17 protein-coding genes are annotated in these 16350 nt (G+C 40.6%); 2 read left to right on the top strand and 15 right to left on the bottom strand.

What is annotated here, in order from left to right; translation table 11 throughout:
- Positions 1 to 4 precede the first annotated feature (4 nt).
- The 8 genes from CS889_RS08260 to dnaE all read right to left on the bottom strand — a co-directional run bounded on the left by CS889_RS08260 (position 5) and on the right by dnaE (position 8132).
- Positions 5 to 142 (bottom strand): hypothetical protein, encoded by a 138-nt coding sequence (locus CS889_RS08260; RefSeq protein ID WP_157694402.1) that lies wholly within the window; start codon positions 140 to 142, stop codon positions 5 to 7.
- A 401-nt stretch (positions 143 to 543) separates the two neighbouring features.
- The gene (locus CS889_RS07115) at positions 544 to 1455 is read right to left on the bottom strand and encodes an LPP20 family lipoprotein (RefSeq protein WP_000720444.1); all 912 of its coding nucleotides are present in this window, start codon (positions 1453 to 1455) and stop codon (positions 544 to 546) included.
- 9 nt (positions 1456 to 1464) lie between these two features.
- Positions 1465 to 1806: a hypothetical protein gene (locus CS889_RS07110; RefSeq protein WP_089087252.1), complete on the bottom strand. Its 342-nt coding sequence runs from the start codon at positions 1804 to 1806 to the stop codon at positions 1465 to 1467.
- 7 nt (positions 1807 to 1813) lie between these two features.
- Positions 1814 to 2341, bottom strand: coding sequence for an LPP20 family lipoprotein (locus tag CS889_RS07105; protein ID WP_000795968.1), 528 nt, complete (start codon positions 2339 to 2341; stop codon positions 1814 to 1816).
- Positions 2342 to 2364: 23 nt separating this feature from the next.
- Positions 2365 to 2997, bottom strand: a complete 633-nt coding sequence (gene lpoB, locus CS889_RS07100) for a penicillin-binding protein activator LpoB (RefSeq protein ID WP_000243404.1) — start codon at positions 2995 to 2997, stop codon at positions 2365 to 2367.
- Between the two features lie 359 nt (positions 2998 to 3356).
- On the bottom strand, positions 3357 to 3671 hold the full coding sequence (locus tag CS889_RS07095) for a thioredoxin family protein (protein WP_000895155.1): 315 nt from the start codon (positions 3669 to 3671) through the stop codon (positions 3357 to 3359).
- A 55-nt stretch (positions 3672 to 3726) separates the two neighbouring features.
- Positions 3727 to 4515 (bottom strand): pseudouridine synthase, encoded by a 789-nt coding sequence (locus CS889_RS07090; protein ID WP_089087251.1) that lies wholly within the window; start codon positions 4513 to 4515, stop codon positions 3727 to 3729.
- A complete protein-coding gene (gene dnaE / locus CS889_RS07085) occupies positions 4497 to 8132 on the bottom strand; it encodes a DNA polymerase III subunit alpha (protein ID WP_089087250.1) in 3636 nt (1211 codons plus the stop codon). Before dnaE ends, CS889_RS07090 begins: the two co-directional genes overlap by 19 nt.
- 148 nt (positions 8133 to 8280) lie before the next feature.
- Here dnaE and CS889_RS07080 point away from each other — a divergent pair, with 148 nt between their 5' ends.
- Positions 8281 to 9333: a cytochrome-c peroxidase gene (locus tag CS889_RS07080; protein ID WP_000748352.1), complete on the top strand. Its 1053-nt coding sequence runs from the start codon at positions 8281 to 8283 to the stop codon at positions 9331 to 9333.
- A gap of 277 nt (positions 9334 to 9610) precedes the next feature.
- On the opposite strand, the gene CS889_RS07075 is transcribed toward CS889_RS07080, so the two are convergent.
- From CS889_RS07075 to CS889_RS07055, 5 genes are read right to left on the bottom strand one after another with little or no spacing between them, the layout of a single operon-like run.
- Positions 9611 to 10198, bottom strand: a complete 588-nt coding sequence (locus tag CS889_RS07075) for an META domain-containing protein (protein WP_172825136.1) — start codon at positions 10196 to 10198, stop codon at positions 9611 to 9613.
- A gap of 16 nt (positions 10199 to 10214) precedes the next feature.
- Positions 10215 to 10892, bottom strand: a complete 678-nt coding sequence (locus CS889_RS07070; protein ID WP_089087249.1) for a hypothetical protein — start codon at positions 10890 to 10892, stop codon at positions 10215 to 10217.
- Between the two features lie 2 nt (positions 10893 to 10894).
- Entirely contained in the window at positions 10895 to 11710 is an 816-nt protein-coding gene (locus CS889_RS07065; protein ID WP_000439510.1) for an MlaD family protein, read from the bottom strand.
- Positions 11695 to 12480, bottom strand: a complete 786-nt coding sequence (locus CS889_RS07060; RefSeq protein WP_000994580.1) for an ABC transporter ATP-binding protein — start codon at positions 12478 to 12480, stop codon at positions 11695 to 11697. The genes CS889_RS07065 and CS889_RS07060 overlap by 16 nt, the downstream gene beginning before the upstream one ends.
- On the bottom strand, positions 12480 to 13613 hold the full coding sequence (locus CS889_RS07055; RefSeq protein WP_000845800.1) for an ABC transporter permease: 1134 nt from the start codon (positions 13611 to 13613) through the stop codon (positions 12480 to 12482). Before CS889_RS07055 ends, CS889_RS07060 begins: the two co-directional genes overlap by 1 nt.
- Before the next feature lie 133 nt (positions 13614 to 13746).
- Between CS889_RS07055 and CS889_RS07050 the strand changes: the two genes are divergently transcribed.
- Positions 13747 to 14442 carry an outer membrane protein gene (locus CS889_RS07050; RefSeq protein WP_000473453.1) on the top strand — a complete coding sequence of 232 codons (696 nt, stop codon included), beginning with the start codon at positions 13747 to 13749 and terminating at the stop codon, positions 14440 to 14442.
- A 4-nt stretch (positions 14443 to 14446) separates the two neighbouring features.
- Here CS889_RS07050 and ilvE read toward each other — a convergent pair whose 3' ends face one another.
- Complete coding sequence (gene ilvE, locus CS889_RS07045; protein ID WP_089087248.1) at positions 14447 to 15469, bottom strand: branched-chain-amino-acid transaminase; 1023 nt, start codon at positions 15467 to 15469, stop codon at positions 14447 to 14449.
- A gap of 53 nt (positions 15470 to 15522) precedes the next feature.
- Positions 15523 to 16269, bottom strand: a complete 747-nt coding sequence (locus CS889_RS07040) for an outer membrane protein (protein WP_089087247.1) — start codon at positions 16267 to 16269, stop codon at positions 15523 to 15525.
- Between the last annotated feature and the right edge of the window lie 81 nt (positions 16270 to 16350).

Here is a 16350-nt window from a genome sequence, read left to right as displayed (position 1 = left end):
CTCCCTATTGGCTCCAAAACGCTCTTTTTAGGCTCTTTTGCAGGCGGTTTAACGCTGTTTTGCGAGCGAGCGTTAGTGTTCGCTCTTTTTGTTCTTGTATCGCTTGCGTGATTTCTTTAAGCTCGTTGAAGCTTTTTTGCATCTCGTTTGTTTGTTCCCTGTTTTCTTTTTCCTTTCGTATTGAAACGCCCTTTTTTAGGCGGTCGTTTGGTTTAAAAATGCGTTAGCTTTTAAAAATGTTCGTTAGATTTGGGACAAATAAGTGAGCTAGGGGGTTTGAGGATTTGAACGCCCAAAGTCATTTGGTTTTTTCAAATAAGCTCGCTTGCGTTGGCTCTTAAAAAAGATTTTAGTTTTTAGTGGGTGTGGTTTAGATGAGTTTGTGGGATAAAGAGCATTGAATAACGTTTTAGTTTATTTGGCGAGAACAAAAGCCATGAACTTTTAGGGGATTATTTTAATAGGTGCAAAAACGCCACGCTAAACAAAATAATAATGCTACAAAACTGAATGAATAAGCATAAAGCAAGATTAATACCTTGCTTATAGCCCCGTATTGCCCTGCCCTTCTTTATTAGCGTAATCTTTCAATTCTTTATAAAGCAAAGATTGCAAGCGCGTGATAGCAAAATTCTTATTCTTTTCATCCACTTCAAGGCTTCTATTCAATACGGGCGTGCCTTGACAATCGCTCGCGCTAACAACCACTCTAATGCGTGTGATGCCATTAGCACTGTCTGTGAAAACTTCATTTTTGATTTGATAGAGCTTTTCTTCATCGCTAGGGGTTAGCACTCTGGCGTAAGCGCTCATGAGAGCGTTTTTAATCTCTGCGTCGCTGTTATCATCAAAAGCGATTCGCACTTTAGGTTTGAAAGCGTTTTGATAGTAGATTTTTTCATAATTTTCTAGAGAACTCACCGGGACAGAATACGCTTTTAAAATCCTTTCCATAGGCGCCGCTTTAGCCAATAAATCCCCCATGCTCTTAGATTGCTGTAAAAAAACCCCTTTACAAACCTTAGGCATTAAGGTGGAAAACTGCCCATAAAGAGCGTTATACTTATCCCTTAAACCTTGCAAAAACAAGTTTTGGTTAATCCTTACTCTGGTGTAGTAGATCCCTTTTTGTGCTTCTTGATTGACAATTTCTACATTATTCAATTCCAAGTCATCGGTTTTTAAGTTGATCGTTTGTGAATCGCTGGATTTTAACTTATTATCCACACGACTTTTTTGAATATGGATTTGTGAATTGACCACCACGCTAATAGACGCCACTAAATCCGCTAACGCTTTTTGTTTAGAAGCCTCTTTAGAAGTGGCTGAACCACTCCCATAAAGATAGCCTTTTTGGGTGTTTGTTTTGTTATAGGCCTTGCTATACCACTTAGGCTCTGCGCTTAAATTGGCACCCACAAAAGCCACAAGGCATGCAAGAATAATCTTTTTCATTATCAATCCTCACTCATTCATTAAAGCGACATGCTTCTTAGTAATCCTTAAAAGCACATAAACTTTATCCGTATCAATAAAAGTGGCCTTTAGCTCACTAGCCTTAATCTCTATTTTATCCCCCTTGAAAGCTTCCATCACTTTCTCTAAGGCGTTTTGTCTGGCTGAGGACAAGCTATAATCCATATCTGAAAGCAATACATCGCTCATCCCACACACTAAAATTTTTTCGTCTTTGGTTTGGGTCTTTTCAATCCGCATCTCTTTTGAGCAATCTTTTGCCCACTTAGGCAAGGATTTCCCCCACACAACCCCCAACACCAAAATAAGCGCGACAGCAAGGCGTTTCATTAAAACCCTACTTTTTAACCATGCCTAACTCTTCGCGCACTTTATCCACAATTTGCTTATCCAAGCCCACTAAAACAAAAACCCTATCTTTACCGACATAGCGGGCGAGCATTTTAGAAGCGATCAATTCCTTATCCACTAATTGAGAAATTTTTTCAGTATCAGTGCCGCTGATGGACCTTTTACCAGAAGCGTCTACCGTTCTGGTTTTTTCATTTTCCAAATCTTTTTGTAAAGTGGATTTTAGATTCGCCGCTAAATTAGCCCTGGCTTTCGCTGTAGCCTGATTCGTAGAATAATCCACATCGTTATTGGTGATCAAATCTTCAGCCCTTCCTAAAAAGACCCCTGAATATTTTTCATACTTCGCCACTTTTTCCAAATCCCCTACAACCCAATCAGGAGCACCTTTAGTCGCTTCTTTGTATGCCTTATTGCTTTTACTGATACCTGATTTTGGGGCATGGCTACAACCTACGATCACCATCGCTGCTATCACACTCATCCCTAAAATTTTTTTAACTTGATTTTTCATCGCTCATCCTTTCAAATATAAATTTAAAACATACGCTTATTGCTAGCATTTTTCACAATAGGCTTAACATCGCTCCATACCTCTTCACCCGTTTTCCTATTGGTAAGGCTTAGGGTGAAGTCGTAGTCTAAGCGTTGCCTAGAACTACTAATAGAGGCTGCGATACTGGATACTTTACCACTTAAAGATAAATCAGCGGCTTTTAAAGTGCCTTTTTCTACAGTGGTGTCTTGATTATACTCTTCGCTCTCTCGTTCTTTTTCGCGCTGTTTCACCATTCTGCTGTCTGCTTCAATACCACTCCCTCCACTCGCCCTTGTGATATTGAACCTCCCATTAGATCGCAACCGCAACTGCCGCGCGATTTCGGTCGTCAAAAGATTCATGTCCAAATTGGGCTGAGTGGTGTCGTTAATCACATCTGAAACTTCAATCAAATGCTTGCCCTTGAGTTGCTCAAAATTAGGGTCGCTAAACATGGAATCTAACATGGCGTTAGCGGTTAGCAATAAATCCGTGCTATTGATACTTGCAGTCGTATTTTTAGTGGCATCATTCACATTTTGATAAGTTGCCATTTCGCTTGAGCAACCCACCCACAATAAAGTACTCAAAATCACCGAGCTTATAATTTTTAATTTTGTTTTCAATACCATAATGATAGAAACTCCCTATTCAAAATTTAAAACAGATACTTCCGTTCCTAATTTTAAACTTCTAATCTAAACACACAGTGTTTTTGCGGATTTTAGCATTTTATGTGTCTTTTTTTTCACATTTTACAAGTTTTAGCCCTACAAATTTCACACTGTAAGCATTAATACCACAAATCCGCTCATTTTTAGCTTAATTAAAGAAACTTTTTTAACAAACACCTTATTTAAAAACGATAAAAACGATTTTTTGAGATAAAGAAGTAATATAAAAGCTATTTGCAGTTAGCCCCCTATCAAAAAAGGGGCTAAAAAAGATTTTTACAAGCTCTTATTTTAACAATAAGACTCTTTAACGCCCTTTATAATAATGCTTTTAAGGCGTCTTCAATCGGTTTTTGAGAGCTAGGTTCTACAAGCCTTTCACCCACTTCTTTGGCGTTTTTGTAAAAAATCAAAGTAGGGATCTTGCGGATGCCTAAGCTCTCTTTGAGATCCTGGCTTTCATCAAAAGAAACCTTAAAAAATTCCACCTTGCCTTTGTAGGTTTTGGCTAAATTTTCCATGATCGGCTCAATCTTCCTGCAATCCGGGCACCAACTCGCCCCCACATTAACCACTACCGCTTGATGAGCGGTTTTTTCTGCGTAATTCTTTCCGTTAATCACTTCTAACATGATAATCCTTATTTTTTATTTCCCCCAACCGCTGAAGTATAGCATAACTCAAGCGCTAATCCCCTTTAGTATTAGCCCTATTAGCCATAAACGCATGCAATTGGTTGTATTCTTGGCGGTTTAAAAAACGCATTTTCCCTACCGGCAAGGCATTCAAATTCACAAAACCATAACGAACGCGCCTTAAATCCAACACCCCAGCGTTAAAAAACGCAAAAAAACGCCTCAGTTCTCTATTTTTCCCCTCATTAATAATGACTCTCAGTTTAGAGTGTTTGGCATGGTTTTTGATGATTTCATAACCAACAAAGGGGGCAAATTCCATGCTTTTAATGGGGGTTTTTTGGTGCGCTCCCTTAGTAGCGTTTTTTAATTTCAAGCCCTCTTGCATGGCGTTTTCCATCTCTCGTGTAACAAAGCCTTGAATTTTAACAAGATACTCTTTTTCTAAATTCGCATGCATTAAAGCGCTCACCACCGCCTTACTATCGCTTAAGAGTAGCACCCCCTCGCTCGCAAAATCCAAACGCCCCACCGGCGCAAAATGGGCGTATTTTTTCTCCAAGCTTTCATAAATCACGCGCCGTTTTAAGGGATCGGCTTTGCTCACTAATTCGCCCTTTGACTTATGATAGACTAGCACGCTGAATTTTTTGTTTTTTAAAGGCTTGATGAGTCGTTTGTCTAAAAACACCTTGTCGTTTTCTTTAACCACGCTAGCGAGTTTGGCATGCTCATGGTTGATTTTCACCCGCCCTTCTAAAACCAATTTTTCAGCTTCTCTTCTGGAATGCTTGGTGTAATGGGCTAAAAATTGGTTGATCCTCAAGCTAAATCCCTCCACTCTAACCCTTTAAAATCGTCCTTAATCTTTTCATTTACCATTAAATCGCTTTGGATTTTGAATTGCTTATCCTTATCTTTGATGATCAAATACAAGGGGCGTTTACCCTGGTGTTTTAGAGCGCTCTCTTTGATCTGTCTTAAAAACTCTTTTTTCACATCGTTTTCTAACACGATCGCCAAAGAGCAAGAACTGGAGGCGAGCATTTCCATGGGGGGGATTTCGCGCACGTCTTCTTTTTGCTTTTCAGGGTCTTTATAACGGGCTTTAGGGATTTTAACCTCCCTAGCGCTCTCTAAATCCAAGATTTCAAAAAGCCTTAATCGCGCCACTTCTTCTTGCTCTTCAATCTTGCATTTAAACACTAAGGGCTTATTAATATCCAACTCTTCTAAAGCGTTTAGTTGCTTTTCAAAAAGCATGAGTTCAAACTTGCCGTATCGATCCAAAATGTCCGCTGTGCCATAAGGCTTACCGCTTCGTTTGCCAATTTTCTTTTTAACCTCCATGATTTTACCCAGCAAATAAGCCTGCGAGCCAATCTCCAACTCTTCAATATCAATGCTTTTGACTAAATTTTTAAAGCCCTTAATTTCTTCTTTAAACTCGTCTAAAGGGTTGCCTGAAACATGGATTCCTAAAGTTTCATATTCGCATTCTAAAAGCGTTTTAGCGTCATGTTCGCCCAAATCAACCATATCTAAAATAACCTGCTCTTTAATTCCGCCTTCCATGGCTCCAAAAAGAGAGTTACCCCCTTGCATCATTTCATTAGCCTTGTCTTTAGCGCGCCCGGCATCGCAGATCAAATCCAAGTTAGCGAGCATGGTTTTTCTAGTGTAGCCTAAATTGTCCAAGCTCCCTGATTTCACCAATGGCTCTAAAGATTTTTTAGTGAGTTTAGAAAAATCCACCCGTGAAATAAAATCTTCCAAACTCTTATAATCCCCTTTAGCCCTTTCTTCAATGATGTTTTTAATCGGCTCACCCCCAACCCCCTTAACCGCTCCCAAACCAAACACGATTTTCTTTTCTAACTCGCCTTTTTGATTTTTAAACTCCGCCACGCTGAAATCTTGCATAGAAGAATTGATGTGCGGAGGCATCACTTCAATTTCTAAAGCCCTAACCTCATCAATATAGCGTGCCACGGATTCAATCTTATTGGATTCGCTAGTGAGCATCGCTGCCATGAACTCATGCTTGTAATAAGTCTTTAAATACGCCGTTTGGAAAGTGATCATCGCATAAGCCGCTGAATGCGATTTGTTGAAACCATAGCCGGCAAATTTAACGATCAAATCCCACAAATTAGCCGCCTTTTGGCCATCATGCCCTAAATTTTTAGCGCCTTCTACAAACTTGGCCTTATTGTCCGCCATGATCTGAGCGTCTTTTTTCCCCATAGCGCGACGGATGAGATCCGCTTCACCCAAGCTAAAACCACCGATAGTTTGCACGATTTGCATCACTTGCTCCTGATAGACGATCGTGCCGTAAGTGGGCTTTAAAATCGGCTCTAATTCTTTAAACGCATAAGCGATAGGCTCAACGCCATGCTTTCTGTTCACAAAATCATCTACCATGCCTGATTCCATGGGTCCTGGTCTGCCTAGCGCGATAATGGCGATAATGTCTTCAAAGCTTGAAGGCCTTAAGCGCTTGTTAAGCCCTTGAAACATCCCGGATTCAATCTGGAAGATCCCCACCGTATCCCCGCTTTGGATCGTTTTATACACTTTCGGATCGTCCATATCCAACGATAAAAAATCCACATCAATGTTATGTTGCGTTTTAATGATTTTAAGCGCATCATCAATCACGGTCAAGGTTTTAAGCCCCAAGAAGTCAAACTTGATCAAATCCACCGGCTCTAAATACTTCATGGAATATTGCGTAACGATACCGCCGGTTTTTTCAGAGGCAAATAAAGGGGTTTTGTGCCACAATTCTTTTTGGCTATCCACCACTAAGGCTGCGGCATGCACGCCTGCGTTGCGATTCAAATTCTCTAAATTGAGCGAATACTCCCACACTTGTTTGGCTACTTCATTGCTTTCTACCAATTCCTTGATTTTAGGCTCTAGTTCCCACGCCCCCTCTATGAACTCGCCATTTTTTTCATAGCCCTTAAGCGTGATGCCTAATCGGTTGGGTATGAGCTTGGCAAAATCATCAGCCTCCTTATAAGGCATGTCCAAAACCCTTGCGACATCTCTGATCACGCCTTTAGCCAACATTTTATTAAAGGTGATGACTTGCGCCACATTGTATTTGCCGTATTTTTCAATCATGTATTCTATGATTTCCTTACGCCGGCGCTGGCAAAAATCCGTATCAATATCAGGCATGCTGACTCGTTCAGGGTTCAAAAACCTTTCAAAGAGCAGATCGTATTTCAAAGGGTCAATATCGGTGATTTTTAGCGCAAAAGCCACCAAACTCCCGGCCGCGCTCCCCCTACCAGGTCCCACAGGAATACCCATTTCTTTAGCGTAACGGATAAAATCCCACACGATCAGCATATACCCTGGGAATTTCATGTTCGTGATGACTTCAATTTCTTTTTCTAGGCGTTCTTTGTATTGATCATGCTTTTCTTTTGGCACTAAGATCAAGCGCTCTTTCAAGCCTTCTCTGGCCTTATAAGCGAAATAAGAAGCGTCATCTTCAAAATTCAGCCCCTCTTCTTTAGCGTAAGCTTTAGTGAATTTGAAGCTTGGGGGGGTTGGGGGGTTCTTTTTATCGTCTTTTAAATCAATCTCTAAAACGCATTTATCAGCGATTTCTTGGGTGTTTTCTAAAGCTTCTGGAATATCCGCAAACAGCTTCGCCATTTCTTCAAGGGATTTAATGTAAAACTCATGCACGGAGTGTTTCAAGCGCCCCTTATCGTTTAGGGTTTTACCCATCGCTACGCACATCGCCACTTCTTGAGCCTTAGCGTCATTGGGCATGGTGTAGTGGGTGTCGTTGGTGGCAATGATTTTTAACCCTGTCTCTAAGGACATTTTAATGACTTGCTCATCAATGAATCGCTGATCTAAAATGCCATGGCGCATGATTTCTAAATAAAAATCGTCTTCAAAAATTTCCTGGTATTCGCAAGCGATTTTTTTGGCTTCATCATAGCCTTTAGCCCCATACTTGCGGTTTCTCTCATTGTTAGTATTCAAATGGTAATTGACTTCCCCTTGCAAGCACGCGCTAGAAGCGATAATGCCCTTAGAATGCTCCCTTAGAAGCTTTTTATTGATGCGCGGGAAATAATAAAACCCTTCTAAATACGCCATAGAGCTTAAAAACATCAAGTTTTCATAGCCCTCTTGGTTTTTAGCGAACAGGCACAAATGGAAGCGTTGCTTGGTTTCTTTGCTAGAGAGGTTGTCATCGTTATGGATATACGCTTCCATGCCGATAATAGGCTTGATGCCTTCTTTTTTCATGCTCGTGTAAAAATCAATCGCTCCAAACATGTTCCCATGGTCGGTTACGCTCACGCTTTTCATGCCCAATTCTTTAATGCGTTTGGCTAAGATTTTAATCTTGTTCGCCCCGTCTAAAAGCGAATATTCTGTGTGCAAGTGCAAATGCGTAAAAGCTTTATTCTCTTTCATCTTATAACCCTTATTTGGATTTAACGCCATTATACCTATCGCTCTTTAAAAAACTCTTTATCGGATCGTTTAGTGGTGAATTATTTTAAAATGGTGGTTATAATAAGAAAGTTTTGTCTTATTTTTAATACTATTTTAGGAGTTCATCATGAAAAAATCCATTTTATTGGGCGTTTGCTTGGCTTTTTCTTGCGTTTATGCTTTAAGCGATATGGATTTGATTAAAAAAGCGAAGGAAAGCCAATTAGAACCCATGCCTATGGGCAAAGCGCTCAAAGAATACCAGATCAAAAAAACCAGAGATGTGGGCATTGGCGCTAAAAACAGCGAAATCATGACCTCCGCTCAAGTGGAATTAGGCAAAATGCTCTATTTTGACCCTAGGATTTCCACTTCCTATCTTGTGTCTTGCAACACATGTCATAATCTGGGCTTAGGCGGGGTGGATCTAATCCCAAGCGCCATAGGCTCTCAATGGAAGAAAAACCCCCACCTTTTAAGCTCCCCAACGGTGTATAACTCCGTGTTTAACGATGTGCAGTTTTGGGATGGTAGGGTTACGCATTTAAACGAACAAGCGCAAGGCCCGATCCAATCTTCTTTTGAAATGGGGGCTGATCCTAAAGTCGTGGTAGAAAAAATCAATTCCATACCAGGCTATGTCAAGCTCTTTAGAAAAGCTTATGGCTCTAAAGTCAAAATTGATTTTAAATTGATCGCTGATAGTATCGCTATGTTTGAAGCCACGCTCATTACTCCAAGCCGTTACGATGATTTTTTAAGAGGCAATCCTAAAGCGCTCAGTAAAGCCGAAAAAGAGGGGCTGGATTTATTCATTTCTAAAGGCTGTGTGGCGTGTCATAATGGCATCAATCTTGGGGGGACAATGCAGCCTTTTGGGGTGGTCAAACCTTATAAATTCGCTAATGTGGGCGATTTCAAAGGCGATAAAAACGGGCTTGTGAAAGTGCCTACTTTAAGGAATATCACCGAAACGATGCCTTATTTCCATAACGGGCAATTCTGGGATGTCAAGGATGCGATTAAAGAAATGGGCTCTATCCAATTAGGCATTGAAATCAGCGATGCAGAAGCGAAAAAGATTGAAACCTTCTTTGAAGCCTTAAAGGGTAAAAAACCTAAAATAATCTACCCAGAACTCCCTGTAATGACGGACAAAACCCCTAAACCCTCTTTTTGATTTCAAAAAATCCCTTTAAGGGGGATTTGATTATGAAAACTTAAAAAATACTTTTAGCGCTTTTGCAACCAATAAATAATAGAGAGCTTGACTTTAGTCAAGCGATAATTTCTTAAAAAGCGATCTTTATGGGGTTTAGAGGGATTTAGTTGGAGGGTTGTAGGGGGAGGATTGTTTCAAAACACCCCCTATCCCCCATTCTTAAAATTTTTTTAATCCCTTTATCATTTAGAATGTTTTTTTGATTTTAGATCGTATTAAAACACAAAACATAAACTCATGGCGTTTTCAAATAAATTTTCATTTTTTGGTTGTCTAAAATAAGCGTGTCCTTGCCCTTAGTTACCATAAAATTACCCTTAAAATTCTCCATAAATTCCAATTCAAACGCCATTAAATGCTCATCTTTACACACTTTTCTTGAAATCCCGCTATCTTCAATTGCGATGTGCCTATCGCCCTGCCATGTGTAGCTGGCAAAATACCGGTTGCAATAGCCTTTCCCATAAATACGATTTTCTTTTTGATCAAACACAAACTCTCCCATAGAGCTTTTGGGCTTTGGCTTCTTTTTAAAAAGCTCATACCAGTGTTTCCTTTTTTCTTTTTGCTCTTGCTCTTTAGCTTCAATTGCTGCTTTATCTTCAGGTAAAGCGGTATTTAAAGAGGAATCTTGCTCTTCTTCATGCTCTCTAAAAGCGCTATCAGCGAGCATGGTTTCAATGTCATAGACTTGATGGTTTATTTCTACTTTTTGGATATGCCAATCGTTGCTAGAAAGTTTTTTATCAAACATTTTTAAAAAAAAACACCCCGAAAAGACACAAGCCGTTAAAACGCTTGCTCCAGCTAATCGTAAATTCAAATAGTTTCTCCTTATTTTATTTTTTTAACGGGCTTACACTTTGCGCTTCAATGGCTTTTTTAATCAAAGAAATCGCTTCTTGCATCGCTTGCGTGCTGACATGTTGGAGGGATTGTATCGCGCTTTCTTGGAAATCTTGACTGCCATTTTTACTCGTTTTGGTCGTTTTATTTTCCAAGCTAGAAATATTTTCATGCTTAATGATCACTCCAGAATACGAATCGCCTTTCACGCTAATATCATAGCCTAGCGCGAATTCCGCCCTGTAAGTAGAATTTTCTTTTTCTAAAAGAGAAAACGACAAAATCGTAAAACGAACCGCATAAGTGGGCGCACCCGCGCCATAAGGGGGCAAAGCCACGCCTAAGCATGCTTTTTGCGCTTCTTGCATGAACATGGTTTTTAGCATGTTGCGAGGCAAGTCTATCCATTTTTGGTGCTTCCCATGCGTGATCTGCCCGTCTTGCGCTTTAAACACGATCTCTTTAGTGTTGAATAAATCCGCACTCAAAATGCTAATGAGCCTTACTTCAGTCAAAGGTTTAGGGCATTGCGTCATTTCAAAAGAACTCGCATTCAAATCATAAGTTCTGATTTCTGGCAGCATTTGTTTTAAATTAATGCTCAAGCAACCCTGAAGCAATAGGGCGAGTGCTGATGAGAATGAAAAGATTTTTATCGCCGTAGCTCTCATGGTTATTTCCTTTCTCCAAAAATCGTTTTATAGGGGTTAGCGTCAAATTTATCTATCAAAGCAGAGCCTTTTTCCACAAAGTTATCAATGTTTCTTAAGCTCAACTGTGCTTGCATGATTAAGGGAGTGAACATCGCCTTAAAGTCGTATTGCCCCTGTTTGACGCGTTTATCCACATCTAAAGCCACATTATTGACATTAGAAACAAGGTTGTTAGCGTTGTTAATCAAAGAATCAAATTGAGTCTTTCTTGAATCCAAGTTAGCGATGAGATCATCCACTGAAGTGAGAATGTGCTTGAATTTTTCCACGTTTTCATCGTCTAAAATCCTATTCACATTCCTAATCGCTTTCATCACTTCTTGCACCACTTGATTAGCATCACCGCTCAAGCGATCCATAAGCCCTTCTTTAAAGATTAAAATCCGCTCCCCTTTATCGCCGCTACCATAAAATTCTTCATTGTGGCTTTGCTCTAAGGCTAAAAATTTTAACCCCATAAACCCTCTAGAAGAAACCGCCACTTTGGAGTCTTTACGGATCTTAACGCTGGATTTGATCATCAAATCCAAACGGACCACCCCCACTTTATCCTTTGCAAAACCCACCTTAATGACATTACCCACTTGAATCCCCTTGTAATTTATGGGCGAGTTGGTCGCAATGCCTCCCAAGTCTTTGTCCGTATAGACCACATATTCATAATACTTCCCGTCATCTAATCCCAAATGGCCTAGCCATAAAATAAAACCCACCATGCACACTAAGCATAAAAAGAAGAGCCCGCCGATTAAAGTGTAATTCACATGCCTTTCCAAAATTTCTCTCCTCGTGTTGAATTGAATAAATTGCCTTCATCTAGCCCTTGAGTTTGAGCCTTTTTAATAAAATCTTTTAAATCCCCGTTAAATTCTAATAGCCCGTCTTTGAGCATGATGAATCGATCCACGCAATCATGCACGGAGTCCAAATCATGCGTGATCATCACCACCGTAAGCTGTAAGCTCTCTTTGAGTGTCATGATGAGTTCGTCAAATTTGCCCGCGCTATAAGGATCCAGCCCGCTTGTTGGCTCATCTAAAAACAAGATCTCAGGGTTAGTTGCCATAGCCCTAGCTATACCCACGCGCTTTTTCATCCCCCCGCTCAATTCATAGGGGTAAAGGTGGTAAGCCCTAGGGGGCAAACCCACTCTTTCAATCCACATTTTAGAAATTTCTTCAACAATTTTTTTAGAATAAGCGCCGTATTGCTCTAGCATCACGCCCACATTTTCTAAAACCGTTAAAGAGCTATAAAGCGCCCCAAACTGGAAGCAAATGCCACAACGGTTAAAAATCTTTTGCTGCTCTGCTTCTTTGAGTTTCCATATATCTTCCCCAAAAAGCAACACTTCCCCCTTTGTAGGGCGATTGAGCAAGATCATGCACCTTAAAAGCGTGCTTTTACCGCTCCCTGACCCTCCTAAAATCGCCATCACTTCGCCCTTATGCACGCTAAAACTCACGCCCCTATGGATAATGGTGCTTCCAAAAGCGCTATGGAGATCCTTCACTTCAATTAAGACTTGGTTGTTAGTAGCGTTCATTATATGTTCAACTTAGAAAAGAGAATAGAAAAAATAGCGTCTAAGAAAATGATCCAAAACAAAGCGTTCACGACACTAATGGTGGTCAAGCGCCCAATGCTCTCGGTATCCCCCTTGACTTCAAACCCGCGCATGCACCCCACCATCGCAATCGCAAACCCCCAAAAAGGGGCTTTGACAATCCCTACCAAAAAATGATTCCAACCCACTGTGTCATGAAATCTGTCTATATAGCTTGGAAAGCCTAGATCCAATTGGTATTTAATCGCAAACATGCCCCCAAGAATGGCGAACGCATCAGCGATAAACACCAATAAAGGCAAAACAATCACTAAGGCTAACACCCTAGGCAACACTAAAAATTCAAAAGGGTTAAAGCCCATGGTTTTCATCGCATCCAATTCTTCAGTGATCTTCATCACCCCAATTTGGGCGGTAAAACTGCTCGCGCTCCTCCCGGCCACCACAAGGGTTAAAATGAAAGGACCGATCTCTCTTAAAGCGAGTTTGGCCGTCATTTCCACCGACATCAAAGGCGCGCCCAAGTCTTGTAGTTGTAAAGCCCCTTGCAAAGCAACGGCAAACCCCACGATAAACACCGTTAAAATACTCACCGGCAAAACCTTAAACCCGGATTCATTGATATGATAGAGCAAAGGAGTGATGCAAAAGCGTTTGGGGTTGAAAACGCTTTTAATGAAGTAAAATAAAATCATGCCGCAAAAATTGAATGCGTTTAAAAAGGTGTTATAAGTCTCTACAAGACTCTTACCCAATTTAGTGATCATGAGTTCGTATTTTTTGCCCGCTTTTTTAGATTCCAAATCGTCTTCTTTTTCAAGCCAGTCTTTAACCACTTTCAAAGCGCAAGCGTTATTCTCGCTCACGTTACACAATTCAATGTTTAAAGAACGCTCCTTGATGAGATCAAATAAAAACATGCCAAAAACAAAATCTATTTTTTGGCACCCTGAAAAATCCATTTTTAAAGGCCCTTGATGATCTAATAAATTTTTTTTCAACTCATCTAAACGAAACACGCTCGTTCTAAAATCCCAATCCCCTCTTAAAATCAGCACAGAGTTAGCCCCATCTTTACGCATCTCTAAAAATTTTTGTTTCTCTGTCTTCATTAAAATACATTCTCTCTTAGATTAGGTAAAATCTATTAACAAAATTTTGTTTGTTAAAACGACTATTTTAACACAATGATAAACCAAAAAGTTAAACAATACTCTATTCAATAAAGGATTAATTATTTTTAAAATGTTTAAAAAAATCATTTTTTTGTGCGTTTTTTTGATAGGGGGATTTGTCATTCCACCCCTTGAAGCCATGCCTATTTTGCGCAATAAAACCCCCAAAAAAAATTACCAAGAAGCCCATGAAAAGCTTTACAGGAGCATCATTAACCGCCAAAAGCTCACACGTAAAAAAAGCGGGTGGTATTTTTTAGGGGGGGTTGGCGCTGTAGAAGCCATTAAGGACTATCAAGGCAAGGAAATGAAAGATTGGATCGCCACGCTCAATTTAAAAACCGGCGTGCAAAGTTTTTTTAAAAAATACATCGGGATCAGGGGGGTTTTTGCATGGGATCTTGGGTCAGGAAAAGTGAATTATCAAAGCTATAAAGATCCTACCAACTCTTTTTTTACCATGCTTGCGGTGGGTTTGGATGTGATCATGGAATTTCCTCTAGGGAGTTATAAGCATTATTTAGGGGCGTTTGGGGGAGCTAGGGGGGCTTTAGTCGTTTATACAGACAAGCAAAATTTCAAGTTTTTTAAACATTCTGTGGTTTCAGGGGGATTAGCGATTAGTGGAGGGGTCATGCTCACGCTTTTTTTAAGGCACCGCATTGAATTAGGGTTTAAGATCTTGCCCACCGCCAGATTGCTTTCTAGCTCTAGTCGCTTTGAAACTTCGCCCCTATTTTATGCGGCATACAGCTATAAATTTTAACCTTTTAGCCAACTTCAAAAATCCAATCTTTGGGGGCTTCTTGTTCGCCTTGCTGGATGGATAAAAGCAAATCATAGAGTTGTTTGGTAATATTGCCCGGCGCTTCAAAAGAATAAGACTTGTCGTTATGCGCGATTTCTTTAATGGGCGTAATGATCGCAGCTGTCCCGCACGCTCCAGCTTCTTTAAACGCGCCCAACTCATCAATTAAAATCTCCCTCTCTTCTACTTTGAGTTTCAAACATTCTTTAGCCAAAACCATCAAACTTTTTCTGGTAATGCTTGGCAGAATGCTTGGCGAATGCGGGGTGATAAAGGCACTATCATGCGTGATGCCAAAAAAATTCGCCGCCCCCACTTCTTCAATCTTAGTGTGCGTGGTGGGGTCTAAATAAATGCAATCATCATAGCCTTGCTCTGTGGCTATTTTATGGGCTAACAGGCTTGCGGCATAATTCCCCCCCACTTTCACCCCACCGGTGCCTTTAGGCGCGGCTCTATCAAACGCCGTAGTGATAAACCTAGCCCCCCCTTTTTCTATGCCCCCCTTAAAATACGCCCCCACCGGCGCGCAAAACACGATAAAAAGGTATTCACTGGCCGGCTTTACCCCCAAATTATCCCCCACGCCTATGACAAAAGGGCGCAAATACAAACTCGCCCCACTTTTGTAAGGAGCGAGCCATTTTTGATTCGCTTTAATCACTTCAGCGCATGCTTTTAAAAACAGCTCTTCGCTCACTTTGGGCATGAGCAGTCTTTCGCATGAAGTTTGCAAGCGTTTGGCGTTTTCTAAAGGGCGAAAAAGAAGAGCTTTCCCCTTTTGAGAGCGGTAAGCCTTCAAGCCTTCAAAACAAGCCTGCCCATAATGCAAGACCGGTGAGCCTTCGCTGAGCTGTAACGCATTTTCGCTAACCAATTCGCCTTGCGACCACGAGCCGTTTTTATAAGCGGCGATGAAGCGAAAATCCGTTTTAATGTAGCTAAAGCCCAGATTTTTCCAGTCTAAATTTTCTAAATTTGGCATTTCACACCTTTAAATGGATAGTTTTTTCAGGTGCGATTGTATCTAAAAAGGGGTTAAAAATCCCTCAAATAACTGATTTGAAACGCATAGACTCTACGCACATCAGCCTGTAAGGTGTATCCCTTTTCGTTGGTGATGGAGAAAAGCCGGTGCGTGATCGTAGGCACTTTAATCCCTAATTCCAGGCTATTGTGTTTAGCGATATGGGTGCGGATCCCAAACTTCCATAAAAACTGGAAATTCGCCGGGCTATAGCTGGAATCGCTGTGGTGTTTTACATAACTAGCGATCTCTTTACTGATACTCGTTGCCCAACTATCCCCCGCTAATTGGATCCCCACGACAAAACCAAAAACCATGTTTTCTTTATTCACAAAATTCCACAGCGTATCTAGCCCTGCACCATAAGTGAATAAATTAATATAGTATTGCCCTTGATAGGAATCCCTTTCCGTTAAAGTCGTCCCACCAAAACTAAAGCTATTGTAAATAAACCCGCTCTCGCCCACCGGGATACCCTTTTTCATCACGCCAAAGCGGTTGTGCGCGTAGTCAAAAAACCCATAATAACGCATGCCAAACCATTTTTTCTTACCAAAAAATTGCTTATAGCCCACTTCAAAACCCGCTCCTGCATAAGGCGGGAACTTTATCAAAGGTTTTTGCAAGCCGTTGTCATTCACCATTTTAGTCTGATTTTGTATCATGCTCACCTGGTAATTGACTCCCACAAAAGCCGCGCTCTCTTCAGCGCTCGCCACAACACCCAAAGCCCCTAACAATATAATTCTTTTCAACATTCAGTCTCTTCCCTTTATTCTTTGATAATGACTTTATATTATATTAGCTTAAAATGGCTAAGTATTACTTATAAAGAAATA

The sequence above is a fragment of the Helicobacter pylori genome, assembly GCF_900120335.1.
In the GTDB taxonomy this organism is placed as follows: domain Bacteria; phylum Campylobacterota; class Campylobacteria; order Campylobacterales; family Helicobacteraceae; genus Helicobacter; species Helicobacter pylori_BU.
Note: the sequence above shows the minus strand (reverse complement) of the source record. Positions and strands in the feature narration are given on the sequence as shown.